This window comes from Streptomyces sp. V3I8 (assembly GCF_030817535.1).
Lineage (GTDB): Bacteria > Actinomycetota > Actinomycetes > Streptomycetales > Streptomycetaceae > Streptomyces.
Genome location: NZ_JAUSZL010000002.1, coordinates 1,864,163 through 1,890,443 on the forward strand (window position 1 = coordinate 1,864,163; position 26,281 = coordinate 1,890,443).

Annotated in this window: 20 protein-coding genes and 1 pseudogene; 6 read left to right on the forward strand and 15 right to left on the reverse strand. The window is 74.1% G+C overall.

The genetic code is table 11. The annotated features are described in order from the left end of the window. The first annotated feature begins 88 nt into the window (after positions 1 to 88). The gene (locus QFZ75_RS08200; protein WP_307535103.1) at positions 89 to 1,594 is read left to right on the forward strand and encodes an aldehyde dehydrogenase family protein; all 1,506 of its coding nucleotides are present in this window, start codon (positions 89 to 91) and stop codon (positions 1,592 to 1,594) included. A 46-nt stretch (positions 1,595 to 1,640) separates the two neighbouring features. Continuing rightward, positions 1,641 to 2,114 (forward strand): acyl-CoA dehydrogenase family protein, encoded by a 474-nt coding sequence (locus tag QFZ75_RS08205; protein ID WP_307535104.1) that lies wholly within the window; start codon positions 1,641 to 1,643, stop codon positions 2,112 to 2,114. 57 nt (positions 2,115 to 2,171) lie between these two features. On the opposite strand, the pseudogene QFZ75_RS08210 reads toward QFZ75_RS08205, so the two are convergent. After that, positions 2,172 to 2,378, reverse strand: a pseudogene (locus QFZ75_RS08210) (long-chain fatty acid--CoA ligase); the annotation flags it as partial. A 199-nt stretch (positions 2,379 to 2,577) separates the two neighbouring features. Here QFZ75_RS08210 and QFZ75_RS08215 point away from each other — a divergent pair. Then, positions 2,578 to 2,928 carry a hypothetical protein gene (locus QFZ75_RS08215; protein ID WP_307535106.1) on the forward strand — a complete coding sequence of 117 codons (351 nt, stop codon included), beginning with the start codon at positions 2,578 to 2,580 and terminating at the stop codon, positions 2,926 to 2,928. Positions 2,929 to 2,933: 5 nt separating this feature from the next. After that, entirely contained in the window at positions 2,934 to 4,124 is a 1,191-nt protein-coding gene (locus QFZ75_RS08220; RefSeq protein ID WP_307535108.1) for a TetR/AcrR family transcriptional regulator, read from the forward strand. 26 nt (positions 4,125 to 4,150) lie between these two features. Here the strand turns inward: QFZ75_RS08220 and QFZ75_RS08225 are convergent, their stop codons facing one another. The 10 genes from QFZ75_RS08225 to QFZ75_RS08270 form a co-directional block, all read right to left on the reverse strand. Further along, positions 4,151 to 5,350 carry an oxygenase MpaB family protein gene (locus QFZ75_RS08225; protein WP_307535110.1) on the reverse strand — a complete coding sequence of 400 codons (1,200 nt, stop codon included), beginning with the start codon at positions 5,348 to 5,350 and terminating at the stop codon, positions 4,151 to 4,153. A gap of 266 nt (positions 5,351 to 5,616) precedes the next feature. Next, positions 5,617 to 6,999, reverse strand: coding sequence for a sulfite oxidase (locus QFZ75_RS08230; RefSeq protein WP_307535111.1), 1,383 nt, complete (start codon positions 6,997 to 6,999; stop codon positions 5,617 to 5,619). Positions 7,000 to 7,457: 458 nt separating this feature from the next. After that, positions 7,458 to 9,683: an SWIM zinc finger family protein gene (locus QFZ75_RS08235; RefSeq protein WP_373466031.1), complete on the reverse strand. Its 2,226-nt coding sequence runs from the start codon at positions 9,681 to 9,683 to the stop codon at positions 7,458 to 7,460. Between the two features lie 359 nt (positions 9,684 to 10,042). Next, on the reverse strand, positions 10,043 to 12,913 hold the full coding sequence (locus QFZ75_RS08240; protein WP_373465826.1) for a DEAD/DEAH box helicase: 2,871 nt from the start codon (positions 12,911 to 12,913) through the stop codon (positions 10,043 to 10,045). A gap of 200 nt (positions 12,914 to 13,113) precedes the next feature. Beyond that, on the reverse strand, positions 13,114 to 13,695 hold the full coding sequence (locus tag QFZ75_RS08245; protein ID WP_307535113.1) for a sugar kinase: 582 nt from the start codon (positions 13,693 to 13,695) through the stop codon (positions 13,114 to 13,116). Then, positions 13,692 to 14,876 (reverse strand): ROK family glucokinase, encoded by a 1,185-nt coding sequence (locus QFZ75_RS08250; RefSeq protein WP_307535115.1) that lies wholly within the window; start codon positions 14,874 to 14,876, stop codon positions 13,692 to 13,694. Before QFZ75_RS08250 ends, QFZ75_RS08245 begins: the two co-directional genes overlap by 4 nt. Positions 14,877 to 15,037: 161 nt before the next feature. Next, positions 15,038 to 15,835: an ATP-binding cassette domain-containing protein gene (locus QFZ75_RS08255; protein WP_307535117.1), complete on the reverse strand. Its 798-nt coding sequence runs from the start codon at positions 15,833 to 15,835 to the stop codon at positions 15,038 to 15,040. Continuing rightward, positions 15,832 to 16,869, reverse strand: a complete 1,038-nt coding sequence (locus QFZ75_RS08260; RefSeq protein ID WP_307535119.1) for an ABC transporter permease — start codon at positions 16,867 to 16,869, stop codon at positions 15,832 to 15,834. Before QFZ75_RS08260 ends, QFZ75_RS08255 begins: the two co-directional genes overlap by 4 nt. Further along, positions 16,866 to 17,870, reverse strand: a complete 1,005-nt coding sequence (locus tag QFZ75_RS08265; RefSeq protein ID WP_307535122.1) for a sugar ABC transporter substrate-binding protein — start codon at positions 17,868 to 17,870, stop codon at positions 16,866 to 16,868. The genes QFZ75_RS08260 and QFZ75_RS08265 overlap by 4 nt, the downstream gene beginning before the upstream one ends. Before the next feature lie 187 nt (positions 17,871 to 18,057). Continuing rightward, positions 18,058 to 18,807, reverse strand: coding sequence for a GntR family transcriptional regulator (locus QFZ75_RS08270; protein ID WP_307544311.1), 750 nt, complete (start codon positions 18,805 to 18,807; stop codon positions 18,058 to 18,060). Between the two features lie 117 nt (positions 18,808 to 18,924). Between QFZ75_RS08270 and QFZ75_RS08275 the strand changes: the two genes are divergently transcribed. Continuing rightward, positions 18,925 to 19,938 carry a Gfo/Idh/MocA family oxidoreductase gene (locus tag QFZ75_RS08275; protein WP_307535125.1) on the forward strand — a complete coding sequence of 338 codons (1,014 nt, stop codon included), beginning with the start codon at positions 18,925 to 18,927 and terminating at the stop codon, positions 19,936 to 19,938. A 102-nt stretch (positions 19,939 to 20,040) separates the two neighbouring features. Here QFZ75_RS08275 and QFZ75_RS08280 read toward each other — a convergent pair whose 3' ends face one another. The 4 genes from QFZ75_RS08280 to allB form a co-directional block, all read right to left on the reverse strand. Next, positions 20,041 to 20,712: a response regulator transcription factor gene (locus QFZ75_RS08280; RefSeq protein ID WP_307535127.1), complete on the reverse strand. Its 672-nt coding sequence runs from the start codon at positions 20,710 to 20,712 to the stop codon at positions 20,041 to 20,043. Positions 20,713 to 20,755: 43 nt separating this feature from the next. After that, positions 20,756 to 22,021, reverse strand: coding sequence for a sensor histidine kinase (locus QFZ75_RS08285; protein WP_307535128.1), 1,266 nt, complete (start codon positions 22,019 to 22,021; stop codon positions 20,756 to 20,758). Positions 22,022 to 22,367: 346 nt separating this feature from the next. Further along, positions 22,368 to 23,498, reverse strand: coding sequence for an allantoicase (alc, locus tag QFZ75_RS08290; protein ID WP_307535130.1), 1,131 nt, complete (start codon positions 23,496 to 23,498; stop codon positions 22,368 to 22,370). A gap of 258 nt (positions 23,499 to 23,756) precedes the next feature. Then, complete coding sequence (allB, locus tag QFZ75_RS08295; protein ID WP_307535131.1) at positions 23,757 to 25,115, reverse strand: allantoinase AllB; 1,359 nt, start codon at positions 25,113 to 25,115, stop codon at positions 23,757 to 23,759. A gap of 258 nt (positions 25,116 to 25,373) precedes the next feature. Between allB and QFZ75_RS08300 the strand changes: the two genes are divergently transcribed. Then, positions 25,374 to 26,186, forward strand: a complete 813-nt coding sequence (locus QFZ75_RS08300; protein ID WP_307535132.1) for an IclR family transcriptional regulator — start codon at positions 25,374 to 25,376, stop codon at positions 26,184 to 26,186. The last annotated feature ends 95 nt before the right edge of the window (positions 26,187 to 26,281 follow it).

A 26,281-nucleotide genomic window follows, 5' to 3' on the forward strand; every position in this document is an offset into this window, starting at 1 on the left:
GGCCGCGTCCGCCGGTCCGGGCGGCGTCCCCGCGGCCGGAGGAGTCGTCCGTCCCCCGTGTCCCCCGTGTCCCCCGTCAGGAGACCCGATGACCGACACCACCCCGGCCGCCGCACCGCACGCCGCGGTCTTCACCACGTACTCCCCCGCGACCGGCGAGCCCATCGCCGAGCATCCGGTGCACGGGCCGGAGGCGGTCTCCCGTGCCACGGTCCGGGCCCGGACCGTCCAGGCAGGCTGGGCGGCGCTGCCCGCGGCCCGGCGCCGTGAGCACCTGCTGCGCTGGAAGAAGGCCCTGGCCACCGAACTGGACACCGTGGCCCGCACCATCGCCGAGGAGACCGGCAAGCCGGCCGGCGACGCGGCGCTGGAGGTCGTGCTCACGTTGGAGCACCTGGGATGGGCCGCCCGCAACGCGGACCGCGTGCTGCGCCGGCGCAAGGTGCGCACCGGACCGTTCGCCCTCCACCAGCGGGCCTCACTGGTGCACCGGCCGCTCGGCGTGGTCGGCGTCATCGGCCCCTGGAACTATCCCCTGTACACGCCGATGGGCTCCATCGGTTATGCCCTGGCGGCGGGGAACGCCGTGGTCTTCAAACCGTCCGAACTGACCCCGGGCACCGGGGTCCTGCTGGCCGGGCTCTTCGACGCCGCCGTGCCCCGGCACGCCGGGCTGCTCGGCACCGTCACCGGCCCGGCGTCCACCGGGGACGCCCTGGCCCGGTCCGGGGTCGACAAACTGGCCTTCACCGGATCGCCGGGGACCGCCCGCACGGTGATGGCGGTGTGCGCCGCGACCCTCACGCCGTTCCTCGCCGAGTGCGGCGGGAAGGACGCGGTGATCGTCACCGCGGACGCGGACCTGGCCGCGGCTGCCGACGCGATCGTGTGGGGCGCGCTGAGCAACGCCGGGCAGACCTGCGCCGGGGTGGAGCGCGTCTACGCGGTGCGGGAGGTCCACGCGCAGCTGTGCGAGCGGGTGGTCGAGCGGGCCGGGGCGCTGCGCCCCGGCGGCGGGGCGGGCGCAGCCTACGGTCCGATGACGCTGCCGGGCCAGGTCGCGGTCGTCGAACGGCACGTGAGCGGTGCGGTCTCGGCGGGGGGCCGGGCCCTGCTGGGCGGGCCCGGGTCGGTCCGCGCCCCGTACATCGCGCCGGTCGTGCTGACCGACGTCCCGGAGGACGCGGCGGCGATGACGGAGGAGACCTTCGGACCGGTCGTGGTGATCAACCCGGTGGCCGACGTGGACGAGGCGGTGGAGCGGGCCAACGCCTCGCGGTACGCCCTGGGGGCCGCGGTGTTCTGCCGCGGCGGGCGCGCCGGTGCGGCGATCGCGGCGCGGCTGCGCGCGGGAGCGGTGTCGGTGAACTCGGTGCTGGGCTTCGCGGCGGTGCCGGCGCTGCCGTTCGGCGGTTCGCAGGATTCCGGCTTCGGGCGGATCCACGGCGAGGAGGGGCTGCGCGCCTTCACCTCCGTCCAGTCGACGACGGTACAGCGGTTCACCCCGCCGGTCGCGCTGACCTCCTTCGGGGTTCCGGCCGCCACGCGGGAACGTGCGGTCCGGCTGGCCCGGGCGCTGCACCGGCGCCGGTGAGACGAACAGTGCGTCCCCTCATGCGACACCGATCCTGGAGGACCTGATGGGCCGTCGCCTCACCGAGGAGCAGGCCGATGTCGTCGCGGCCGTCCGGGATTTCGCCAAGCGGGAGTGCGGCGCCCGGGAGCAGCGCGACGCGCTGACCTCGGGCGGCCGCGAGGCCCACAACCCCGAGCTGTACCGCAGGATCGCCGGCCTCGGCCGGCTGGGGGTGTGCCTGCCCGAGGAGTACGCAGGCTCCGGCGGCGGCTATGGCTACGGCTACGCCACGGAGTTCGACATGGAGCGTCACCTGCGGGCCGCCGTGGTCTCCACGGTCTACGGCGGGACCAGCGAGATCCAGCGGGACGTCATCGGCAAAACCTACGGACTCCGAGAAGGCCCTGACGCTGCCGGGTGCCGTCCCCCGACCGGGAATGACGGCACCCGACCGCGTCGGGGACGGCAGGCGGCCGGGAAGAGACGGCAGACGGCCGTTCCCCCGGCCGGCTGTCGGCTGCCGACTGCTGACTGCTGACTGCCGGCGGGGGAACGGCCGCCCGGCCTCGCGGCGGCGGAGGCGAAAAGGTCCGGCTCAGCCCTCGTAGAGCCCGGACAGCGAGTCGGCGTACTTGTCCCGGATGACCCGGCGCCGCATCTTCAGCGACGGCGTCAGCTCGCCGGTCGCCGGACCCCACTCCTCGGTCAGCAGCTCGTACCGCTTGACCTGCTCGCTGCGGTTGAGCCGGGAGTCGGCCGCGGCGACCGCCCGGTCCACCTCCGCCCGGACGGCGGGCGGCGCGGTCACCGGTGACCCTGCGCTCCCGTTCCCACGACGCTCCGCCCCCGGTCCTCCGCCCCCCTCCGGTCCGCCTCCCTCGCGCGGGCCGCCGCCCGGCGGCCGGGGGCGGCGCGGTCGTCCACGGCACCTCCCGGACCCGCACCATCCTGACGTTCCGCTCCTGCGTGCCGGCACCGACGGGAGGACACCGCACCTGGACGTGCCCGAGACCCGCGCCCGGTTCCACGAGCCCCGGAAGAAGGGCGGCCCAGCCGCCTCCCGCCGTGCGTCGGCCATCGCGCTCGGCGCCGCGTACCAGGTCGTCGGGGCCACCGGCCGTCCGCCGACGGCCCGCCGGGCCGTCGGCGCGCTGCGCCCGCGTGGCGAACTCGCCCTCCTCGGCGGCGAGGTGACGTTCGACGTGCGGGGCCTCTTCCCGCTCGACCGGCTGGGCACCACCTTCCCGTTCGAGGACATCGGCGCGGCCGTGGCCGTCCTGTGCGACGGCAGCGCGGTCGAACCGGTCCTCACCTTCGTCCGGCCGGCCCCCGGACGGCGTGTGGTTGACTGATCCGCATGGCTCCCGCCTCCCCGTCCGCCCGTTCGGCGGCGACCCCGGGCCCGGCGACGCGGCCCCGCAACCGCAGACAGCTCATCGTCGACGCGGCCGGGCGGGTCTTCAGCGAGCGCGGCTACCACACGGCCTCCATGGAGGAGGTCGCCGCCGCCGTGGGGATCACCGCGGCCGCCCTGTACCGGCACTTCCCGAACAAGTACGCGCTGTTCGCGGAGTGCGCCGACGTCATGGTGGACGGGCTGGTCGCCGCGCTCGACGAGGTGCCGGCCGGGGCGGCCCTGACGGACGTGCTCACCGCCGTCACCCGGATCACCGTCGCCCACCGCGCGTCGGGCGGCGTGTACCGGTGGGAGGCCCGGTACCTCGGCCGCGAGGACCGCCGGCGTCTCGCGGCGAAGTTCGGCCGCCTCGTCGGACGGGTCGACGAGGCGGTGCAGCGCGAGCATCCGCTGCCCGACGGGCGGCTGCGGGCCACGGCGGCCCTCGGCGCGATCGGGTCCGTCACGATGCATCGCACCTCCATCGCCGGGCGCCGGGCCGAGGAACTGCTGCTGGCGTCCGCGCTGCGCGTGGCCGCCAGCGGTCCCGCGGCGGACCGGCCGGGCGCGCGCCCCGTCGAGCTGCCCGCCCGGCCCGTGCCGCGTACGCGCCGCGAGGAGATCCTCGCGGCGTCCGTCCCGCTGTTCGCCAGGAACGGGTTCGCCAGCGTCACGAACGAGCAGATCGCGGAGGCCGTGGGCCTGACCCCGTCCGCGCTCTACCGCCATTACCCCGGCAAGACCGACATCCTGGCGGCGGCGTGCCTCCAGGCCGCGGGGCTGCTGGCGCAGGGTGTGGAGCGGAGTCTGCGCGAGGTGACCGGCCCGCACGACGCCGTCGTCGCGCTGGCGGCGACGTACGTGGCCTACAGCTTCGAGCACACCGCGCTCAACAGCGTCGCCGAGGCCGAGCTGGCGGGCCTGCCGGCCGGCCCGCGGCGGCCCGTGGTCCTCGCGCAGCGCAAGCACATCGCCGTCTGGGAACGGCAGTTGCGGCTGGCCCGCCCGGAACTGGACCCCCGCCAGGCCCGGGTGCTGGTGCACGCGGGGTTCGGCGTGGTGGTCGAGGCGGGACGCAGGCTCCGGTGGCGGGACAGCCCCGACCGGCGCGAGACGGTGACCGCTCTGGTCGTGGCCGCGCTGGGCCTCTGACCGGCCGGCGGAACCGGAGCGGCGGTTCAACCCGCTCTGTTCCCCGTGGGAATGGTGATGGGCGTGGTGCTCCCGGAGGACCCCTTGTTGAGGAACAGCATGGCCAGGGCCCGTACGAACTGGTCGAACACGTAGAAGGTGCCCGGCATGACGGGCGACAGCCCTTCACGGAACAGGATGAACGCCGGCCAGGCGGTGCGGACCAGGGCCGCCGACGCGTAGTCGCGCTTCAGCCCCAGCCAGTCCCCCACCTCGTCGTTGAGGACGTAGCGCACGAACTCGTTCAGGAACCCGCGGGTGACACCGAGGTCGATCTGCGCGGTCAGGCCGAGCAGGTCCTCGGCCAGTGCGATGCCCTCGGTCGACGGGGTGAGGATCGGGGTGAGCACCTGTGCCGCCTGCTTCTCGGCGGCCGCCCACGTCCGCGGGATGTGCTCGTACGGCACACCGAGCAGGTGGACGGCGACCTGCCACGCGTGCAGGAACGCCTCCTGGTCCGCGGCCGGGAACGGGATCTTCCAGTCGAGCAGCTTCCGGTACACGAAGGTGCCCAGGCTGTGGAAGGTGACCAGGATGTCGGCGGCGCTGATCGGGACGCTCTCGTCGGCCACGGCACGCCAGTGCGGCGACTGCGGCAGCAGGTGCCGCACCGCGGCGTGCACCACGCGCGTCTTGTTGGCGGTGACGACGAACTGCCCCGTCGGCTCGAAGGCCTTCAGCTGGGACAGGTCGTAGCCGAACGTGAACGTCTTCGCCGCGCGGTCCTGCATGTCGGCGCCGCCCGCGGACCAGTAGACGCTCTTGGCCTCGCGCGGGATCACGGTGCTCATGATGCCGCCGCCCAGGCCGTACAGCATGAAGAGGTACGTGTCCCTGCGCCGGTTGAAGTCGGCGGCGCGGGCCAGTTTGACGGGATCGGCCCAGGACGGCAGCCGGTTGACCTGCCGCAGGTACGCGGTGAAGTCGGCCGGCAGGCCGCCGGGCAGCGCGTCGTCGTTGTCCACCCACGACGCCCACGCGGCGTTGATCGCCGGGACGTGGCCGCCGTCGAGCATCGAGACCATCAGCGGGTCCGCCACGTCGTCCCAGATCCACTGCGGACCGGTGCCCGCGGCGGCTTCGGCCACCGAACCGGTCGACGCCCATGCTTGGGCGGGGTTCGTCGCACCCACGAGGCCGAGTGCGGCGCCGAGGGACAGAAGCCTTCGTCTGCTGAGATTCTCCATTGACTTACCTGCTTCCCTGAAGGGACAGATGGTCCAGGTACCTGCGCAGATCCGCCGGTTGTGCGACCGACGCGTGCCGACCCTTGTCGCACCGATGTGATTTTCGATTAACATAGCGAGGTGTGTTGCGGTCGGCAATGGTCATGACCGAGGGCTGTTCGCCGCTACGGAACGGCCCGGGACGGCGCGTGGCCGTGGCCCGCCGCGTGTCGTGCGGCGGGCCACGGCCGGGGTCGCGGGGAGTGGAGCGCGGGGCGCAGGGTGCGTCACACGGCCTGGACCGGGTGCCGGACGACCGCGTCGAAGAGGTAGCCCTGGGTGTTGTGGACCGTGGCCTGCGGCTGGGTGCGGCCCGTGGTGTCGGTCGCGCGGGCCAGCAGGGTGTACGCCCCCGGGGCCGCCGGACGCCAGTCGGCGGACCAGCGCACCCAGTCGGCGCGGCGGGGGGCGTCGTGGAGGCGGGCGGGCTGCCAGGTCACGCCGCCGTCGGTGCTCACGTCGACGCGGGCGATCGCGCCCGCGCCCGACCAGGAACGCCCGGTGAGCCGGTGGTCGGCGGCGGCCTCCAGGCGCGCGTTCCAGGGGAGTTCGAAGGCGCTCTTGAGGGTCTGGCGGGTGAGCGGGGCGCTGCCGCCCTCGGGGTACGCCGTGCCGAACAGCCGGTAGAAGTCGGTGTTCCACGGGGAGTACAGCGGCTGGGCGGAGACCTCGATGTCGCCGACCCACTTGATCGACGCGATACCGACCCAGGACGGCACCAGGACCCGTACGGGGTGACCGTGGTCCGGCGGGAGGGGCTCGCCGTTCATCTCGTACGCGAGCAGCACGTCGTCCAGGGCCTTCGACAGGGGCAGCGGGCGGCGGACCCGGCCGAGGTTCGTGCCGTCCGCCGTGACGTAGTCGGCGTCCAGGCCGCGGGGCAGGACGTCCACGGCTCCACGGCTCAGCCCGGCCCGGCGCAGCACCTCGGCGAGCCGTACGCCGCGCCAGCGGGCCACGCCGACCGCGCCCAGGGTCCAGGCCGTGCCGGACACGGTCTGGCCCTGCTGTGTCGTGAAGAAGCTGCGGCCGTTGCCCGCGCACTCCACGAACGCGCTGCGGGTGGTGGCGGGCAGGCGCTTGAGGTCGTCGAGCGTGAACTCGCTGGTGCGGCCCTTGACGAGGCCGTCCCCCCAGACGGTGAGGGTCCACGTGTTCGCGTCCAGGACGGGGGTGGCGGTGTGGTTCCGGACGAAGAAGCGGTCCGTGGGGGTGTGGTGGCCGGTGCCGGCCAGGGCCTCGAACCTGGTCTCGGCGTTGGTGCCCCGGGACGTGAACCAGGCCTCGGGGAGGGGCTTGACGATCCCCGGGACCGCGGCGGCCGAGCTGTCCCGGGGTGCCGCGGCCCGCTCGGTCCGTCCGGCGGTTCCGGCAGCGGCCGGGGCGGGTGGCGCGAAGCCCGCGGTGGCGGCGGTGGCCGTCGTGGCCAGTCCGGCGGCGGCGAGCAGCCGGAGCATGTCGCGGCGTTCGACGCCGTCGGCCCGGGCTTCGCCCGCGAGCCACTGCCGGAGTCTGCGCCGGTCGTGGACGGACTCCTCGTCACGGGCGCCGGCATGCGTGCCGGTATGTGTGCCGGTATATGTGCTGGTACGCGCGCTGTTGCGGGGCATGGGTGGGCTCCTGCTCTCGGGAGGTTCACGGGCATGCGTGCGGGTACGGCGGAGCTCGCCGGGCCTTCGGGCCGGACCGTGCTTGGGAGGGATGAGCCGGGGGGGGGAGGACGAGCTGGATGGTGTGCGCCGGGGAGAGGCGGCCAAGGGCGCAGTTACGGTCCGAACGAAGACCCGCCGACGATCACCGCTGTCCGGCCACGAGCTCCGGCTGCAACTCGGGCTCGGGCTCCGGCTCCGGCTCCGGCTCCGGCTCGGCGAGGATCAACAACAGCCGTGCGGCGTGCGCACGCGGAACCGCGGGGCAGGGCGGCACTGGCTGGAGATCATGGACGTCATGGTACGAGGCCGCGCGCCGGCTCGCGGGTGAATCCGGGTAGTTGGGGTGGCCGACCGAGGTGGTCGGCCGGCGTGGCCGGGGCGGACGCCTCGACCTCGGCCTCGGTCAGGGCTCGCGCTCAGAACCCGGTCGGTGAGCCCAGGCCGGTGAGGGCGCCGACCGGGTCGAGGTCGGGGGTGCCGCGGGGCCACCAGTCGTCGTGGTCCGGCTCCGACTCGTAGGCGTACCAGAGGCCGTCGTGGCCGAGACGGAGCTGTATGTGGCCGCGGGGGTGGGTGAGGCGGTTGTGCCAGGGCCGGAAGGCGGGGAAGTCGGCCGCGAGGAGGAGCGGGCGGGCCCGGTCGAAGCGGCCCGCCGGCGGGTCCCAGGCCTCTTCGAGCACGGCGAGTCCTTCGAGTCCGCCCTGGCGCCACGCGGCGACCGCCCGGGCGAGGTCGGCCGGGGTGCGGCCGGCGGCGGTGGCGAGGGAACCGTAGAAGGCACGGGTGGTCGCGGTGAGACCGGAACCCGGGCGGGCGGCGGCGAGCCGGACGGCGTCCTGCCAGAGCGTCAGCTCGGCGAGCGGGTCGCGGCCCGTGGTGAGCAGGGCGTGCGCGCGGGCGGCCGCGTCGGTGGCCAGCTGGTCCAGCGCGAACGGGTCGGGGCCGCCGGGCGAGGCCGGGTAGGCCGGGGGCTGCTCCGGATGCGCCGGCGGCGGCAACGGGGCCGGGAGCCGCGGCAGCACCCGGCGCCCGACGGCCTCGCGCGCCGGTACGCCGGGCAGAGCCGGTTCCTCGGCGGCGCGGGCCGAGCGGGCGGCCAGGGTGGCGTTGCGCCGGGACAACTCGTCCAGCAGCTCGCGCTCGCCCCGGCCGCGCAGCAGGAGGAGCACGAACGGGTCTTCGTCCAGCAGCCGTGCGGTCTGGTAGCAGAGGGCGGCCGCGTGCTTGCAGGGGTGGCCCGAGTCGGGGCAGCTGCAGCGCGGGACGAGGTCGCCGGGGCCGGGGAGCAGCTCCACCCCGCTGTCGGCGAGCGCGTGGGGCAGGTCCCTGTCGAGCAGCGCGGCGATGTGGCTCGGCCGTTCGGCCGCGGCGTCGAGGAAGCGTTCCCAGTCGTCGTCCGCGAGCGTACGCGTCCGGATCTGGACCCGGTACGGCCGCGGGCGGCTCCCGTGCACGTAGGCGAGCACGAGCCCCGGGGTGACGGTGACGGCGTCGACGTGCCCCTTCTCCGCGTACGCCTTCCCCCGGCCGAGCCGCGCCGGGTCGAGCGCCGTCTCCTCCAGCGCGGCGACCCACGCGTCGCCCCACCACGTCTCGGCGAACCCACCCGTGCCGGCACCCGGCGGGCGGACGGACAACGCGGGAAAGGTGCGCCGCAGCTCCCCGTCGCGGGCCGGGGCGGCCATGGAACGGCCCGGGAGCGTGACGGCGCGGTCGGCGGCCCGGCTGTCGGCCGGGCTGTCGGCCGGGCTGTCGGGGTTGTCGGGGTTGTCGGCGGGGCGGACAGCGGGGTTGTCGGTGCGGCCGTCGGTGCTGTTGTCGGTGGAGGGGCTTTCGAGCGTGGCGGGCCAGGTGCCGGGCGCCGGGGTGATGTCGGCGTCCGGGGCCGTCACCGGCGTGGCCGTGGTGGCCGGCCCGGCGTCGGGCCCGTCCGCCTGCGCCTCCCTCTCCAGCCGGGACGACAGCTCGAAGGTGTCGCCCAGCCTCTCGGCCATCTCCCGGACCCGTGCCGCCGCCTCACGGCTCGACGCGGCCGGGCGGGGGCCGGGAGCGGCGGGCACCGCACCACCGCGGTGCCCGCGGGCACCGGCACCGCTCGCCCGAGCGGCGGTTCGCTCCCGCTCCGCCTGCGTGCGCGCGGCACGCAGCGCCTCGCGGGCCACGTCGCCGGGACGCGGGACTCCGGAGGGGGCCTGGGCCCGACCGGTCACCGGCGGGACCGCGTCCCCACCGGGGCCGCCGGCCGGTCCGTCCTCCGGCGGGGCGGGAACGCCGTGCGTCCGGCCGGTCTCCTCCGGAGCGCAGAACGTGTCGCGCCGTCCGGCGTCCGCCGGAACGAAGGCCCCGCCGGGCGGTCCGGCCTCCGTGACAGCGGTGTCCGTGCCGGGTCGCCCCGCGGTCGTCGACCCGGGTCCCGTGTCGGGCCGGCCGGCCCCCGCCGGCTCGGATCCCCCCTCGGCCCGCTCCGCCTGCGCGGGAGTCGAGGACGCGTCGCACCGGTCGGCGTCCGCCGGTGTCCCCGCGGCACGCCGCAGCGCCTCTCGTGCGACGTCGCCCGGCCGGGAGCCAAGCGCCGTGGTGCCTTCCGTGGTTCCACGCCGCCGCCCGGGATCCGCCGGAGGCGTGTCCGCAACCGGCCGCAGGCCTGGCGCCGGACGCGCGTCCGGCGCCGGATCCGGACCCGGCGCGGCACAGGGCGTTCCCGCCGGGCCCGGCCCCGGGGCGCCGGCAGCACCACGCCGTGCTTCGCGCAGGGCCCGCCGAGCCGCGTCGGCCGGCCGCTCCCCGCCGGCCGGGCGGGGCTCGTCCGCCGGCGGCACCTCGCCGGTCCGCCCCGCCGCCCCGGCAGCCGGTGCCGTCCCGGCGGCCTGCGCGATCTCCTGACTCGCGAGCCCCTCCTCCGTGCAGCCGCGCCCTTCGGGCGGCACGGACGGCGCGGGGCGGTCCGTCCCGTGGGGCTCGTCCGGACCGTCGCCCTCGTCCCGCCGGACCGTCGGAGACATCACGTGGACCTCCGCAGTGAGACCAGGTCGGACAGGTCGCGGTCGGTCAGTTCCGTCAGGGACGCCTCGCCGGAGCCGAGGATCGCGTCCGCCAGGGCCCGCTTGGAGGCGAGCATGTCGGCGATGCGGTCCTCGACGGTGCCCTCGGTGATGAGGCGGTGCACCTGGACGGGCTGGGTCTGGCCGATACGGTAGGCGCGGTCGGTGGCCTGCTCCTCGACGGCCGGGTTCCACCAGCGGTCGAAGTGGACGACATGGCCCGCGCGGGTGAGGTTGAGGCCCGTGCCCGCCGCCTTGAGGGACAGGATCAGGACCGGTGTCGCCCCGCTCTGGAACCGGTCCACCATGCGCTCGCGCTCCGGCACCGGCGTGCCCCCGTGGAGCAGCTCGACCGGGACCGCGCGCGCCGTGAGGTGGTGCGTGATCAGCCGGGCCATCCCCACGTACTGGGTGAAGACGAGCGCCGAGCCGTCCTCGGCGAGCAGCGTGTCCAGCAGCTCGTCGAGCAGGGCCAGTTTGCCGGAACGGGCGGCCTGCCGGGCCGTCCCCGAGCCGCTGGGGCCCTCGTCCGGCGCCTCCTTCAGATACAGCCCCGGGTGGTCGCAGATCTGTTTGAGCGCGGTCAGGAGCTTGAGGACCAGGCCCCGCCTGGCCATGCCCTGGGTGTTCTCGATGGCGAGCATCGACTCGCGGACCACCGCCTCGTACAGGGAGGCCTGTTCGCGGCTGAGGGGGACGGGGTGGTCCGTCTCCGTCTTCGGGGGGAGTTCGGGGACGATGCCCGGGTCGGACTTCTTGCGGCGCAGGAGGAAGGGGCGGACGAGCCGGGCGAGGCGGGCCGCGGCCTCCGCGCTCTCACCGTTCTCGCCGTTCTCCACGGCGCGCGCGTGCCGGGCGCGGAAGGACTTCAGGGGGCCGAGGAGCCCCGGGGTCGTCCAGTCGAGCAGGGCCCACAGCTCGGAGAGGTTGTTCTCCACCGGTGTGCCGCTCAGGGCGACCCGGGCCGGCGCGGGGATCGTCCGCAGGGCCCTGGCGGTCGCCGAGTACGGGTTCTTGACGTGCTGGGCCTCGTCCGCGACGACCATGCCCCAGGTCTGCCCGGCGAGCCGTGCCGCCGTCGAGCGCATCGTGCCGTACGTGGTCAGGACGAAGCCGCCGTCCGGGTCCGCCAGGGAGCGGTCCGGCCCGTGGAAGCGGCGCACGGGCACGCCGGGGGCGAACCGCTCGATCTCCCGCTGCCAGTTGCCGAGCAGCGAGGCGGGGCAGACCACCAGGGTCGGCTCGGTGCGCGCCCGCTTCAGGTGGAGGGCGATGACGGTGACGGTCTTGCCGAGCCCCATGTCGTCGGCGAGACAGCCGCCGAGGCCGAGCGAGGTCATGAGGTCGAGCCAGGCCAGTCCGCGCAGCTGGTAGTCGCGCAGGGTCGCCGCCAGGCCGGGGGGCGGTTCGGCGGGCCGCAGTCCGGCCGTCAGGCGGTCGCGCAGCACGGCGAGCGCTCCGACCGGGACCGCCTCGACGCTCTCCCCGTCGACGTCCACGCTGCCGGTGAGGGCCGCGGAGAGGGCGTCGACCGGGTCGAGCAGGCCCAGTTCGCGCTTGCGGGCCTTGCGGACCACGGCGGGGTCGACGAGCACCCACTGGTCGCGCAGCCGCACGACGGGACGGTGCGCCTCGGCGAGCGCGTCCATCTCGGCCTCGCTGAGGGGATCACCCCCCAGGGCCAGCTGCCAGCGGAACTGGAGCAGTTCCTCGCTCTCGAAGAAGCCCGTGCCGTCCGTGGCCGAGCCCGGCGCGGAGCGGACGACCGCTGCCGCGCTCAGGTCCTGGGCGAGGTCCCGGGGCCAGTGCACGGCGACGCCGGCCGCGCCGAGGCGGGTCGCGGCGACACCGAGCAGGTCGGAGAGCTCGTCCTCGGACAGGGCCAGTACGTCCGGCACGTCCTGCGCGGACAGCCGGTCCAGCGGCGGCCAGACGCGGGCCGCGCGGCGCACGGCCAGCGCGGCGTCGACCCGGGCGCGCGGGCCGAACGTGGCGTCCGCCGTGCCCGCCCACAGGGCCGCCGCGTCGGCGACGAGCGTGGGGTCGGCGAGGCTGTGCACCTGGACGACGGCCGCGCCGGCCCGCCGCGCGTCCTCGCTGTCGTCGAAGAGTTCGTACGCGGACAGGTCCAGGCGCAGGGAGATCCGCACCCCCGCGTCCATGCCGGCGGCGACCTCCGCGGCCCAGTCCTGGGCGCCCGGCAGGCGCGTGGGCGCGCTCGCCGCGAAGGGTTTCCCGGCGGCGTACGGGGCGGCCGGGGTGCGGGGCAGGGTGTCGGCGACCGCGTCCAGGAAGGCACGGACGAGCGCTTCCGGCTCGGGCAGCCGGAGCGGGCCGCGGCCCGGCAGGGGTACGGCGTGTCCCTCGTACGGGAGGGCCGCGGCGATCGCGCGCAGGTGGGCGATGTCGTCCGGGTCCAGGGGGCCGGCCCGCCAGGCGTCGTACCCCTCGGGCGTCAGGCCGGGCAGCAGCCGGCCGCGCGCGACGAGCCGCAGCGCGTGCAGGGCGGCGGCGCCCCAGCAGGCCGTCGCGGGGTGTGCGGCGGGGTCGCGCCCGGCCCGTACGAGATGGGGCAGGGCGGCGGCGACGGGCAGCGTCAGCGCGGGGACCTCGTGCCTTCGCGCGCCCGTACCGTGCGGTCGCACGACCGTGAGCCCGGTGTGCGGGCCGGGGACCGGGAGGGTGCCGTCCGGGTCCCAGAAGGCGATCCGTCCGCCGCGGGGCAGCGCGGCGGGCAGGAACACGGCGGCCAGCCGCAGGGACACGTCGGGCGCGGCACCGGATCCGGTGCCGGATCCGGCATGCGACCGCGCCGCGCGCGCGTCCGCCACGGAGGTTCCCACCGCAGGGGTGCTCGCCGCACGTGTGCCCGCCGCGAGGGTCTCTCCCGCGCTCGTCCTCCCCGTACCCACGCTCCCGGTCACCTCCCTCGCCCCGCACGGATCACTTGTCGGATCCGCCCGTCGGATCACTGGTCTCCGACTCTACGGGCCGGGTACGACATCGCGGTCCGGCGGCGGGGCGGGGGCGGTCAGGGCGTCGTTCTGGAGACCACGTAGACCATGGGATGACCGGGCTTCGACCAGTCCACGACGATGTGGTGGGTGGGCGTCGGGTTCTTCCGTTCGTGGTCGAGGCCCGACCACGGACCGGGTCCGGTGAACTCCCAGCCGACGACCCGCCGGTCGCGGGCGCTGATGGCGATGTCGTCCTTCTCCAGCGCGTCGAGGCTGGTGCCGATGGTCCTGAGGAACTTCTCCAGGCCCTCGTCGCTGGTGAGGAACTGCACGTAGAGGCGGCTGGTCTTCCAGTTGTTCGTCTCGTAGTACGCGACCTCGGCCGAGTAGCCCGGGACGGGCACCTGGTACAGGCGGCGCTGGACGCGGGAGGGCCAGCCCGGTGTCAGGCCGGTCGCCGAGTACTTCGCCTCCTTGTCCTTGCCGCTGTCCCGGCTCTGGTTGGCGGAGATCACCAGGTAGCCGGCCGGGACACCGATGAGCAGCACGATGATCAGCAGCGTCAGGGCGCGGCGGCGGATCCGGTGCCCCGGGTCCTCGGGCGGGCGCGGCGGCTCGTCCGGGGGCGGGGCCTGGCGCGGCAGTGCGGCCGTCACAGGGTCTCCTGGGCCTCGTGCCGCGACTCGGCGTACCGCTCGTAGCGTTCGTAGCGCTCGACCCGGCGCCGGTTGGCGCGCCGGAAGCGGCGGGCGACCAGCCGGGCGAGGTCCGCGGCGCCGACCATGCCCGCCTCGGGGCCGAGCTGGGCGCGGGCGATCCGGGCCTCGGGGCGGTAGCCGCGACCGGTCAGCTGGCGGCGGAAGGCGTCCCGCGCGGGGCCGATGAGCAGGTCGTCGGCCGCGCTGACGCCGCCGCCGATGACGAAGCAGGAGGGGTCGAGGGCGGCCGCGAGGTTCGCGATGCCGACGCCGAGCCACTGGCCGATGTCCTGGAGCAGTTCGATGCACATCGCGTCGCCCTCGCGGGCCAGCTCGGTGATCATCGGGCCGGTGATCTCGGCGATGTTGCCCTTGACGTGCTCGATGATCCCGTACGCCACCGGGGAGTCGGCGGCGGCGAGCTCGCGGGCCTCGCGGACCAGGGCGTTGCCGGAGCTGTACTGCTCCCAGCAGCCGCGGTTGCCGCACGGGCAGCGGTGGCCGCCGGGCACGACCTGCATGTGGCCGAACTCGCCCGCCACGCCGAACTTGCCGCGCTTGACCTGCCCGTCCTCCAGGATGGCGCCGCCGATGCCGGTGCCCAGCGTGATCATGACGAGGTGGTCCTCGCCGCGGCCCGCGCCGAAGCGCCATTCCGCCCAGGCGGCCGTGTTGGCGTCGTTGTCGACCAGCACGGGGACGGCGAGGCGTCCGGCGATACGGTCCCTGAGGGGTTCGTTGCGCCACGACAGGTGGGGCGCGAACAGGACGCGGTTGCGGTCCGCGTCGACCCAGCCGGCCGCGCCGATGCCGACCGCGTGCACGTCGTGCCGGTCGGAGAGGTCCAGGACCAGTTCGACGATGGTGTCCTCGACGACCTTGGGGCTCTTGGACTTGTCGGGGGTCTCGGTGCGGACCTTCTCCAGGATGTTGCCGTCCGCGTCGACGACGCCCGCCATCACCTTCGTACCGCCGATGTCGATGCCGACGGTGGGGACGCGCGGCGCCGTCAGGTGGGAACGGCGCTCACGCGTGCCCACGGTGCGCAGGACGGTGGCACGGCGGGAGCCGATGGGGGCGCCCGCGGCTCTGGCGGAGCCGAGCGCCCTGGGCAGGGCGAGGTCGCGGTAGGTGCTCATCGCGCCGATTCTGCCGCACGCCGCCGCTGGGCTGCACGGCGGCGTCCTTCGCTGCGCTCGGCCGCCCCGGGTCGTGACCCGTCTGCTGTCAGCCGCGGGCGCGTCGTGGCTGGTCGCGCCGTTCCCCGCGCTCCTCGGGGACGCCCCGGTGCGGGCGTGTCTCAGACGGGGCCGCTCTCCAGCTCGTGGCGCAGGTCGTCCAGTTCGTCGCCGCCCGCCATCTGGCGGGTCAGGTCCTCCAGGGTGATGTCGTCGCGGGTGTGGTTGCCGACCATCGTGCCGCGCTTGAGGAGGACGAAGCGGTTGCCGACGAGGTAGGCGTGGTGGGGGTTGTGGGTGATGAGGACGACCCCCAGGCCCGCGTCGCGTGCGGCGGCCACGTATTTGAGGACCACTCCGGACTGCTTCACGCCCAGCGCGGCGGTGGGCTCGTCCAGGACGAGGACCTTGGCGCCGAAGTGGACGGCGCGGGCGATCGCCACGCACTGGCGCTCACCGCCCGAGAGGGTGCCGATGGGCTGGTCGACGTCGCGCAGGTCGATGCCCATGCGCAGCAGTTCCGCGTGGGTCGTGCGGCGCATGAGGTCGACGTCCAGACGCTTGAAGGGCCCGGAGCCCTTGCGCGGCTCGGAGCCGAGGAAGAAGTTGCGCCAGACCGGCATCAGGGGGACGACGGCGAGGTCCTGGTAGACGGTGGCGATCCCGTGGTCCAGGGCCTCGCGCGGGGACGCCGGGCGGCTGTCCTCGCCCTCGATGCGGAAGGTGCCGGTGTCGTGCTGGTGCAGCCCGGCGATGATCTTGATCAGCGTCGACTTGCCGGCGCCGTTGTCGCCGAGGACGCAGGTGATCTCCCCCGCGTGGACCTCCAGCGACACGCCCTCCAGGGCGCGGACGTTGCCGTAGTACTTACTGACGTCGTCGAGCTCGACCAGCGGCGTGCTCCCGGTGGACCGCGTCATGCCGTGGCCTCCGCCCGCTTGCGGACCCAGGCGTTCAGCAGGGTCGCGAGGAGCAGCATCGCCCCGAGGAAGAACTTGAACCAGTCGGGGTTCCACTCGGCGAACACGATGCCCTTGTCCGTCATGCCGAAGATCAGCGCGCCGACCGCCGAGCCGATGGCGGAACCGTATCCCCCGGTGATCAGGCAGCCGCCGATGACGGCCGCGATGATGTACGTCAGCTCCTTGCCGACGCCCTCGCCGGACTGGACGGCGTCGAAGGAGAAGAGCAGGTGCTGTCCGGCGATCCAGGCGGCGAAGGCCACCCCCGTGTAGAGGCCGATCCTGGTCGCGTCGACGGGGACGCCGACCGCGCGGGCCGCCTCCTTCCCGCCGCCGACGGCGAAGATCCAGTTGCCGACGCGGGTGCGCAGCAGGATCCAGGAGGCGAGTGCCACCAGGCCGAGCCACCACACGATGGTGACCTTGAAGTCGACGCCGCCGACGGTGAGGACGGACGCGAAGAGCGCCCTGGCGGACGGGAAGCCCTCCATGTCGGCGATCGTCTTCGTGGAGACGGTGCCGCTGATCAGCTTGGTGAAGCCGAGGTTCAGGCCGGTCAGCATGAGGAAGGTGCCGAGCGTGATGATGAAGCTCGGCAGCCCGGTGCGGGTCAGCATGAAGCCGTTGAAGAAGCCGATCGCGAGCGTGACCAGGAGCGACACGCCGACGCCGACCCAGACGTTCGCGGTCATCCGGTAACTGAACATCGACGAGATCAGTGCGGACGACGTCACCATGACGCCCGCGGACAGGTCGAACTCGCCGCCGATCATCAGCAGCGCGACGGGTACCGCCATGATGCCGATCGTGGAGGCCGCGTACAGCACGGTGCTGAGCCCTGCCGCCCGGACGAAACCGTCCGCGACCAGCGCGAAGAAGAGGAAGACGGCGAGCGCGCCGACCACCGAGCCGAGCTCGGGCCGGCCCAGCAGCCTGCGCAGCGGTGAGGTCCGCAGCAGCCGTTCGTCCGCCGTGGGGGCCGTCGCCGTCATCGGGTCCCCCGGTCCGCGTAGTCCTTGAGCTCGGCGGCCTGGTCCTTGGTGACGATCTGCGGCCCGGTGAGGACGGGCCGGCCGCCGCCGAGGGTGTCGGCGTTGTACTTGTGCAGCCAGAGCAGGTCGACGGCCTCGTACCCCTGGAGGTAGGGCTGCTGGTCGACGGCGAAGCCCAGGGTGCCGTCCTCGAGCGCGGCGGCGACCTTGGCGTTCAGGTCGAAGGTGTCGACCTCGGCCTTGCTGCCGGCGTCCTCGCGGGCCTTGACGGCGGTGTCCGCGTAGGGCGCGCCGAGGGTGACGACGGCGTCGACGGACGGGTCGGCCTGGAGCTTGGCGCCGATGGAGGACTGGACGGCGGACATGTCGGTGCCCTCGACGTAGAGGTTCTGGACGGTGCCGTCGAAGGTCTTCCGCACGCCCGCGCAGCGCTGCTCGTGGCCGACGTTGCCCTGTTCGTGCAGGATGCAGAGGGCCTTCTTGCGGCCGCGGCCGTTCAGCTCGTCGCCGACGGCCTCACCGGCGATCGTCTCGTCCTGGCCGATGTGGGTGAGCGCGCCGAAGGCCTTGGACTCCTTGGAGCCGGAGTTCACGGTGATCACGGGGATGCCGGCCTTCACGGCGCGGGCGACTGCGCTCTTCATGGCGTCGGGCTTGGCGAGCGTGACGACGATGCCGTCGACGCCCTTGTCCACGGCCGCGTCCACCAGTTGTGCCTGCTGCTGGCCCTCGTCGTCGTGCGAGTACAGGAACTTGATGTTGTCCTTGTCGGCGGCCTGCTGGGCGCCGCTCTGGACGATGTCCCAGAAGGTGTCGCCGTCGCCGGAGTGCGTGATCATCGCGACGGTCCAGCGGGGCGTGTCCACCGCGGCCCCGCCCCGGACCGACGCCGCCTTGCGGGCGTCCTCGGCCCGCTTTCCGCCGGTGCTGCTGCATCCGGCCAGGGATGCGCCCAGCGCCCCTGCCAACGCGATGCTGACCCAGGTCCGAAACCGTGCCACGAGGCCGTGCCCTTCTTGCTGCCGGTGCGTCCGCCGATACGTCCGCCGACCGGTCCACCGATGCATGGAACAACCAAGTATCGGATACGGAGGGAAGGATTCCGGACAGCGGGGCCCTCGGTGCCGCCGCGCGTCCGGGCAGGGGAGCCCCCGGCGACGGCGCGGGCGGCCGTCGAGTCGTACCAGCTCAGGGGCGTACGAGGAGCTGGAACTCGAAGGAGTGGCGCGAGGCGCGGTAGGTGTGGGAGCCGAACTCGACGGCGCGGCCCGTGTCGTCGAAGGTGGTGCGCTGCATGGTGAGCAGCGGGGCGCCCGCCGGCTCGTCGAGGCGCTCGGCCTCCGGGACGGTGGCGGCGCGCGCGCCGACGGACTGGCGGGCGCTGTGGAGTGTGATGCCCGCGACACGCATCAGCCGGTACAGGCCGGTGGCCTCCAGCTGCGCGCTGTCCAGCTCCAGCAGGCCGAGGGGCAGATGGTTGCAGAGGTACGCCATCGGCTCGCCGTGGGCCAGGCGCAGCCGCTCCACCCGGTGCACCTCGCTGCCCTCCGCCACCGAGAGCGAGGCCGCCACCTCCGCCGAGGCGGGGACGACGGTGTTGACGAGGACGCGGGTCGTCGGACGCTGGCCGGCCGCCTCCAGGTCGTCGTAGAGGCTGCTCAGTTCCAGGGGGCGCTTGACCTGGCTGTGCAGGACCTGGGTGCCGACGCCCCGGCGGCGTACGAGGAGGCCCTTGTCGACCAGTGACTGGATGGCCTGGCGGACCGTGGGACGGGACAGGCCCAGGCGTGCGGCCAGCTCGATCTCGTTGCCCAGGAGGTTGCCCGGGGTCAGGGCGCCCCGCTCGATCGCCGCTTCGAGCTGCTGGGCCAGCTGGAAGTAGAGCGGCACCGGGCTGTTCCGGTCGACGCTGAGCTGGAGCGGCGCGGTCGGGTCCACATCTGGTTTGGGCACGGGGCCGAGCGTAACTCCGGTGCATGATGACGGGAAGTTGTGAGGTTCGGTTGTCCGGACAAAGAGTTGACAGGGTGTAGGATCCGCCCTCAACTTTGTCCCATGCGCATCGGACTCATCGGGACGGGTCGTATCGGTACATTTCACGCGACCGCCCTCAGCCGCCACCGCGAGGTGGGCGGCTCCCTCATCGTCACGGACGCGGACCCCGCGCGAGCCCGCCGGCTCGCGGACCGCTTAGGTGCCACCGCGGCACCCGGCGTGGACGAGATCTTCACCTGGGGGGTGGACGCCGTGGTCATCACCGCGGCCACCTCGGCACACGGCGAACTGATCGGCCGGGCGGCACGGGCCGGCCTGCCCGTGTTCTGCGAGAAGCCCATCGCCCTCGACCTGGCGGGCACCCTCACGGCCATCGCGGAGGTGGAAGCCGCCGGAACGATCCTGCAGATGGGCTTCCAGCGGCGCTTCGACTCCGGTTACACGGCCGCGCGCGAGGCGGTGCGCTCCGGCCGGCTCGGCCGGCTGCACACCGTGCGGGCGATGACGTCCGACCAGTCTCCGCCGCCGGCCGAGCACCTGCCGCTCTCCGGCGGCCTGTACCGGGACACGCTGGTGCACGACTTCGACATGCTGCGGTGGGTGACCGGGCGCGAGGTCACCGAGGTCTGCGCGATGGGGTCGGACGCCGGGCCCGCGATGTTCCGCGAGGCCGGCGACATCGACACGGCGGCGGCCGTCCTCACTCTGGACGACGGCGTGCTCGCGACGGCCACGGCGACCCGGATGAACGGCGCCGGGTACGACGTCCGCATGGAGCTGGCCGGGGAGCTGGACCAGATCGGGGCCGGGCTCGACGACCGGACGCCGATCACCTCCACGGAACCGGCGGGGCCGCCCGCCGCGACCAAGCCGTGGACGGGGTTCCTCGAACGGTTCGGCCCGGCGTACGAGGCCGAGCTGCACGCGTTCGTGGAGGTGGTGCGCGGGGAGCGGGCCAATCCGTGCGACGGGCGCGAGGCGCTGCACGCGCTGCGGATCGCCGAAGCCTGCGAGGTGTCCCGGCGGGGGCGGCGGTCGGTTCCGCTCGCGGAGATCCCGGGCGGGCGCGACTGACCCCTCCGGGGGACGGGGTGCGTGCGTGGTCGGCTGCGGCGCCGTCGCGGCCGGTCGCGCAGTTCCCCGCGCCCCTGAAAGGCGGGGCCGCGCCCCGGCCTTTCAGCGGTCGTCCTGCTCCAGGAGGCCCGCGTCGTAGGTCAGCAGGGCGATCTGCACGCGGTTGTTGAGGGCGAGCTTGGCCAGGATCCGGGAGACGTGGGTCTTGACGGTGGCCACGCTCATGAACAGTCCGGCCGCGATCTCGGCGTTCGAGCGGCCCCGGCCGACGGCCACGGCGACCTCGCGTTCGCGGTCGTTGAGCGCGGCGACCCGCGTACGGGCACTCGTACGCCGGTTGCCGGGCCCGCTCCCGGCGGCGTGTGCCATCAGCTGCCGGGTCACCGTGGGCGAGAACACGGGATCACCGGCCGCGACCCGTCGCACGGCGTCCAGGATCTCCGCGGGCGGGGTGTCCTTGAGGACGAATCCGGCGGCGCCCGCGCGCAGGGCCCGCAGCACCTGCTCGTCGGCGTGGAACGTGGTCAGGACGATGACCTCGGGCGCGTCCTCGCGGGCCCTCAGCCTTTCCGTGGCGGTCAGGCCGTCCACCGTCGGCATCCTGATGTCCATGAGCACGACGTCGGGGCGGGTACGGTCCACGGCGGCCTCGACCTCACTGCCGTCGGCGGCCTCGCCCACGATCTCGAGGTCGTCGGCGCCGCCCAGCATGAGGGAGAGGCCGGCCCTGACCAGCGGGTCGTCGTCGACGAGGAGCAGCCGGATCGGAGTCATGCGCACACGGTAGTTGAGGCGCACCGAGGGCACGGCTCCCCTTTCAGTTCCAGGGCAGCCAGGCGTGCACGAGGAAGCCGCCGCCCGCCTCGACCCCGTGGTCCAGATGCCCGCCGGTCAGCGTGGCCCGCTCGGCGCAGCCGATCAGACCCTGGCCGGAGCCCGGGACAGGGGGGACGTCACCGGGTGGCGGCGGGTTGCGTACGCGGAGGGTGAGACCGGTGCCCGGGGCGCCGGACACGGTGACCGTGACCTCCGCGCCGGGGGCGTGCTTGCGGGCGTTGGTCAGGCACTCCTGGATGATGCGGTAGGTGGTGCGGCCCACCGAGGCCGGGACGGCGGCCGCGTCGACCACCTGATTGTCGAGTGTGACCTTCATGCCGGCCTCCCGGCTCTCGGCGACCAGCCCCTCCAGCGCGGCGAGCGTCGGCTGCGGGCGTCCGGCCTCGTCGTCGTCGCCCGCGGCCCGCAGCACCCCGATGATCTCCCGCAGGTCCTGCAGGGCCTCGTGCGCGCTCTCCCGGATCACCCCGGCCGCCCGCGCCACCTCCGCCCTGGGGGCGTCCGGCCGGATCTCCAACGCGCCGGCGTGCACGCTGAGCAGGGTCAGCCGGTGGGCGAGCACGTCGTGCATCTCGCGTGCGATCGCCTCCCTGGCCAGCCGCTGCGCCTGCTCGGCCCGCAGCGCCGCCTCGGTCTCCGCCCGCCGCGCGCGGTCGCGCAGGCTCAGCATGAGCTGCCGCTTGGACCGCGCGAGCATCCCCCAGCTGACCACGGCGAGCGCCAGCAGTACGCCGAGGCCCACGACCACGGCGTACGGCAGGTCGGTGTCGGGGCGCCACCAGAAGAAGAAAGGGAGCAGCGCGAGCTGCGCGCCGCCCGCCCAGGCGACGTACCTGAAGGGCCGGTGCACGGCGAGCGTGAACAGGGCGACGAGCCCCGCGCCACCCGCGGTGTTGGAGAGGAAGCAGACCGGGACCATCGCCACCGCGAGGCCGACCGGCCAGCGCCGTCTGAGCCAGACGGCCGCGCAGGCGAACGCGCCGAGCCACTGGTCGAGGACCTCCACGGCGTGCGGGATGTTCGGGTCGCCGTTCGTCTGGTCCGCGCCGAGGAGGCCCACCGCGACGGCGAGCAGGAAGCAGGCGAGGTCGACGGCCCAGTCCCGCGCGGTGCGCCGGGGGCGGCCCTTGCGGTCGGTGTGGTCCGGATCGAGGGCCGAGGTGACGGCCGACGGCAGGAACCACCGGCGGACCGGGAGGTTCGGGGACTGCTGCTGCGGCGGCTCGGTACGGCTCACGATCGGCAAATCTACGCAGCACCGGCCGCGCGCACCGCCCCGCGGACGCGGTCCGCGACCGAAGTCGGGGCACGGCAGACTTTCGGCGCGGTCCGCCGTGCCGTTCGGGGACTTCCGTCGCGCGGTCGCGGACAGCGCGAAGGCGGGCCGGGGAGTTCTCCCGCCCCCGACCACCGCTGGGCGGTGCCCCGGACGGGCTGACCATGTCAGCCCGTCCGGCGTTTGAGGACGAGCGCGCCAGCGCGACAGGGGGGTCCGGGGGCGCAGCCCCCAGGGACGATGGGGTCCCCCCCCGGTCGAGCGAAGCCGAGAGTGGGGAGGGAAGGGGCGGCGGGGGCGGTCAAACCCCGCCGGGTCAGCCGCCGAGTTCCTGGTGGCGGGCGGCCAGCCGGTCCGCGCCGTCGTCCGTCAGGGCGCCGAACAGCCGCAGCCGGGAGATCCCGCCGTCGGGGTAGATGTCGACACGCGCGTGCGTCCCGACGGCCGCCGCGTCGAGCACGAACCGGTGGTTCGTGTCCGGCTGCAGCCGCGTCCGGGGCAGGACCTCCGTCCACTCCCCGTCCGAACCGTCCCGCACCGAAACGGCCGCCCACCCCGCCGCGTTGCCCTTCAGGTACGCCGTGTCGATCTCGACCGCACGGATCTCGGACCGCGCCACGAGCCGGTAGCGGATCCAGTCGTTGCCCCGGTCGCGCCGCCGCCGGGTCTCCCAGCCGTCGTCCATCTTGCGCGAACGCCCCGGCTGGATGGTGTTGGTGGGGGGCGAGTAGAAGCGGTTGGACGCGTCCTCGACCTGGCCGCCGTTCTCCAGGGCGACCACGTCGAAGGTACCGAGGACCGACAGCCACCGCGGGTCCGGTACGACCTCGCCGTACACACGCAGGCGCGCGATGCCGCCGTCGGGGTGCTGGTTGACGCGCAGGTGGGTGAAACGCTGCTCCACGTCGACGGCGAACCCGTTGGCGGCGTGGCCGCCGACCTCCGTACGCGGGACGAGGGTGGTCCACTTGACGTCGTCCGCGAGGAGCTCCTCGGGGGACGGGGAGCCGGGTACCGAGACGCCCTCGACGGACACGGCCTGCGGGTAGTTGCCCCGGAAGTGGGCGGTGTCGACGACGACGCCGCGTACGACACCGGGGGCACCGAGGCGGACCAGCGCCCAGTCGTGGTCGTCGGCGGTGGGCCACGGATGGTCGGCACGGGCACCGCGCCGGCGCCGGGTCTCCCAGCCGTCCATGATCTTGCCCTTGTGGCCGAAGTGCTCGGGGTCGAACTCGGCGGGCCCGGGCAGCAGCAGGTTCTCGCGCTGGGCGAAGAACTCGTCGTTGGCGGCGACGACCCCGGCGCCGAGCTGCCGGTCGGCGAGGTTGGCGTACTGGGTGAAGGGGAAGTCGGCGGTGCGGTGGTCCGCGTACGGGTCACCGCCTCCGTAGGGGTTCGCGTCGCCGGTGAAACGAGCCAAAGGGGATCGCTGCTGCTCGGTCACGTGATCAGGTCTTCCTTTCGGGGGCGGGGTCTAGGTCCGGATCGGGATCGGAGTCCGGGTCCGGATCGGGATCGGAGTCCGGGTCCGGGTCCGGATCGGGATCGGGATCGGGATCGGAGTCCGGGTCCGGGTCCGGGGCGGGGTCGGCGCCGCCGCGGATGCGGACGGCCGGAGGCGCACGCGGGCGGATCGCCTCCGGCCGGTCCGCAGGGTCACCTCCGGCCGGTCCGGAGCGTCACCCCCGGCCGGTCCGCAGGGTCACCTCCGGTCGGTCCGGCGGGACAGGAGCCGGCCCCTCGGTTCGGTGAACCCGCCCTGCGACATGACGCGTTCGCCGCGCAGCCAGGTGGAGCGGACCACACCGTGCAGGGTCCGGCCCGCGTACGCGGTGACGCGGTTGCGGTGCTGGAGCGCGGCGGGGTCGACGGTGAACGTCTCGTCGGGCGCGAGGACCGCGAAGTCGGCGTCGAGGCCGGCCGCGATGGCGCCCTTGCGGTCGTCGAGGCCGACGAGGCGGGCCGTGCCCGAGGACATCCAGCGGACCACGTCCTCCAGGCCGTGTCCGCGCCTGCGGGCCTCGGTCCAGACGGCCGACAGGCTGAGCTGCAGCCCCGAGATGCCGCCCCACGCGGTGGCGAAGTCGTCGGTCTTGAGGTCGGCCGTCGACGGCGAGTGGTCGGTGACCACGACGTCGATCGTGCCGTCGGCCAGCGCCTGCCACAGCAGATCCTGGTTCGCGGCCTCGCGGATGGGCGGGCAGCACTTGAACTCGCTGGCCCCGTCCGGGACTTCCTCGGCGGTGAGGGTCAGGTAGTGCGGGCAGGTCTCCGCCGTGACACGTACGCCCTCGCGCTTGGCGGCCGCGATGAGCGGCAGCGCGTCGCTGGACGACAGGTGCAGGACGTGGACGCGCGCGTCGAGCCGCCCGGCCTGGGCGATCAGGTTCGCGACGGCGGTGTTCTCGGCGTCGCGCGGCCGTGAGGCCAGGAAGTCGGCGTACCTGCGGCCGCCCCTGTGCGGAGCCGCCGCCAGGTGGTGCGGGTCCTCGGCGTGGACGATCAGCAGCCCGCCGAAGCCGGCGATCTCCGCGAGGGACCGCGCGAGCTGCTCCTGGTCCAGCTCGGGGAACTCGTCGACCCCGGACGGCGACAGGAACGCCTTGAAACCGAAGACCCCCGCGTCGTGCAGCGGCCGCAGGTCCTTGAGGTTGTCGGGCAGGGCGCCGCCCCAGAACCCGATGTCGATGTGCGCCTTGGAGCGGGCGACGTCCTTCTTCGTACGGAGGTGGTCGGCCGTCGTGGTCGGCGGGAGGGAGTTGAGGGGCATGTCGACCAGCGTCGTGATGCCGCCGGCCGCCGCGGCGCGCGTGGCGGTCCAGAAGCCCTCCCACTCGGTGCGGCCCGGGTCGTTGACATGCACGTGGGTGTCGACGAGCCCGGGCAGCAGGACGTCGTCACCGAAGTCCTCCAGCCGGGCCCCGGCCGGCACCTCGGCGTCGTGCGCGAGCACGGCCGTGATCGTCCCCGCCGCGACGGCGACGGAGGCCGCGCGCGTCCCCTCGGGAGTGATGACGCGCGTCGAGCGCAGGACCAGTTCGACCGGACCGTCGTCGGACACCTAGACCCCTTCCGTACCGGACGTCTTCCGTACCGGACGTCTTCCTTCCGCCGTTTACCTGCACGTAACGGAATTCAACGTTCTGTTGAAGGAGTCTTCACTCCGCACTCCGCCCCGTCAAGAGCCGGTCCCGCCTCTATACTTCCACGCAGCGGAAATTTACTTTCATACAGCAGAATTTAGTCAATCACCGCCATGCGGTCAATCAACCGCCGGGTAGGCTTCCCACCTGCTTGCCCGTCTGAAAGGACCGCGCCCGTGCCGACGTCCAGCGCCAGCGACGCCCCCGCCGAAGCCGCCGCCAAACCGGCCGCCGCCGGCGGTGGCGTCCAGTCCCTCGAGCGCGCCTTCGACCTGCTGGAGAGGATGGCGGACGCGGGCGGCGAGGTCGGCCTGAGCGAGCTCTCCGCGAGCAGCGGGCTGCCGCTGCCCACCATCCACCGCCTGATGCGCACGCTCGTGGTCTGCGGTTACGTACGCCAGCAGACCAATCGGCGGTACGCGCTCGGCCCGCGGCTGATCCGGCTCGGCGAGTCGGCGTCCCGGCTGCTCGGCACCTGGGCCCGCCCTTACCTGGCCCGCCTGGTCGAGGAGACCGGCGAGACGGCGAACATGGCGCTGCTCGACGGCGACGAGATCGTGTACGTGGCCCAGGTGCCGTCCAAGCACTCCATGCGGATGTTCACCGAGGTGGGCCGCCGGGTGCTGCCGCACTCCACGGGCGTGGGCAAGGCGCTGCTCGCGCACACCCCGGCCGACGAGGTGCGCGCCCTCCTGTCCCGTACCGGTATGCCCGCCGCGACGGACAAGACGATCACCACCGCGGACGCGTTCCTGAGCGCGCTCGAGGAGGTGCGCCGCACCGGTTACGCGGTGGACGACAACGAACAGGAGATCGGCGTCCGCTGCCTCGCCGTCCCCGTGCCCGACTCCCCCACCGCAGCGGCCATTTCGATCTCCGGTCCGGCCGGCCGCGTCACGGAGGCGGCCACCGAACGGATCGTGCCCGTGCTGCAACAGGTCGCGGTGGAGCTGTCGGAGGCGCTGGCCAGCTCGGGCCCGTCGACCTGAACAGACCTGAACAGACCTGGAGCAACCTGAAGGGACCTGGAAGGATCCGAAGGGACCTGGAAGGACCCGCGCGGAACGGCCGACCAGTCACTTCG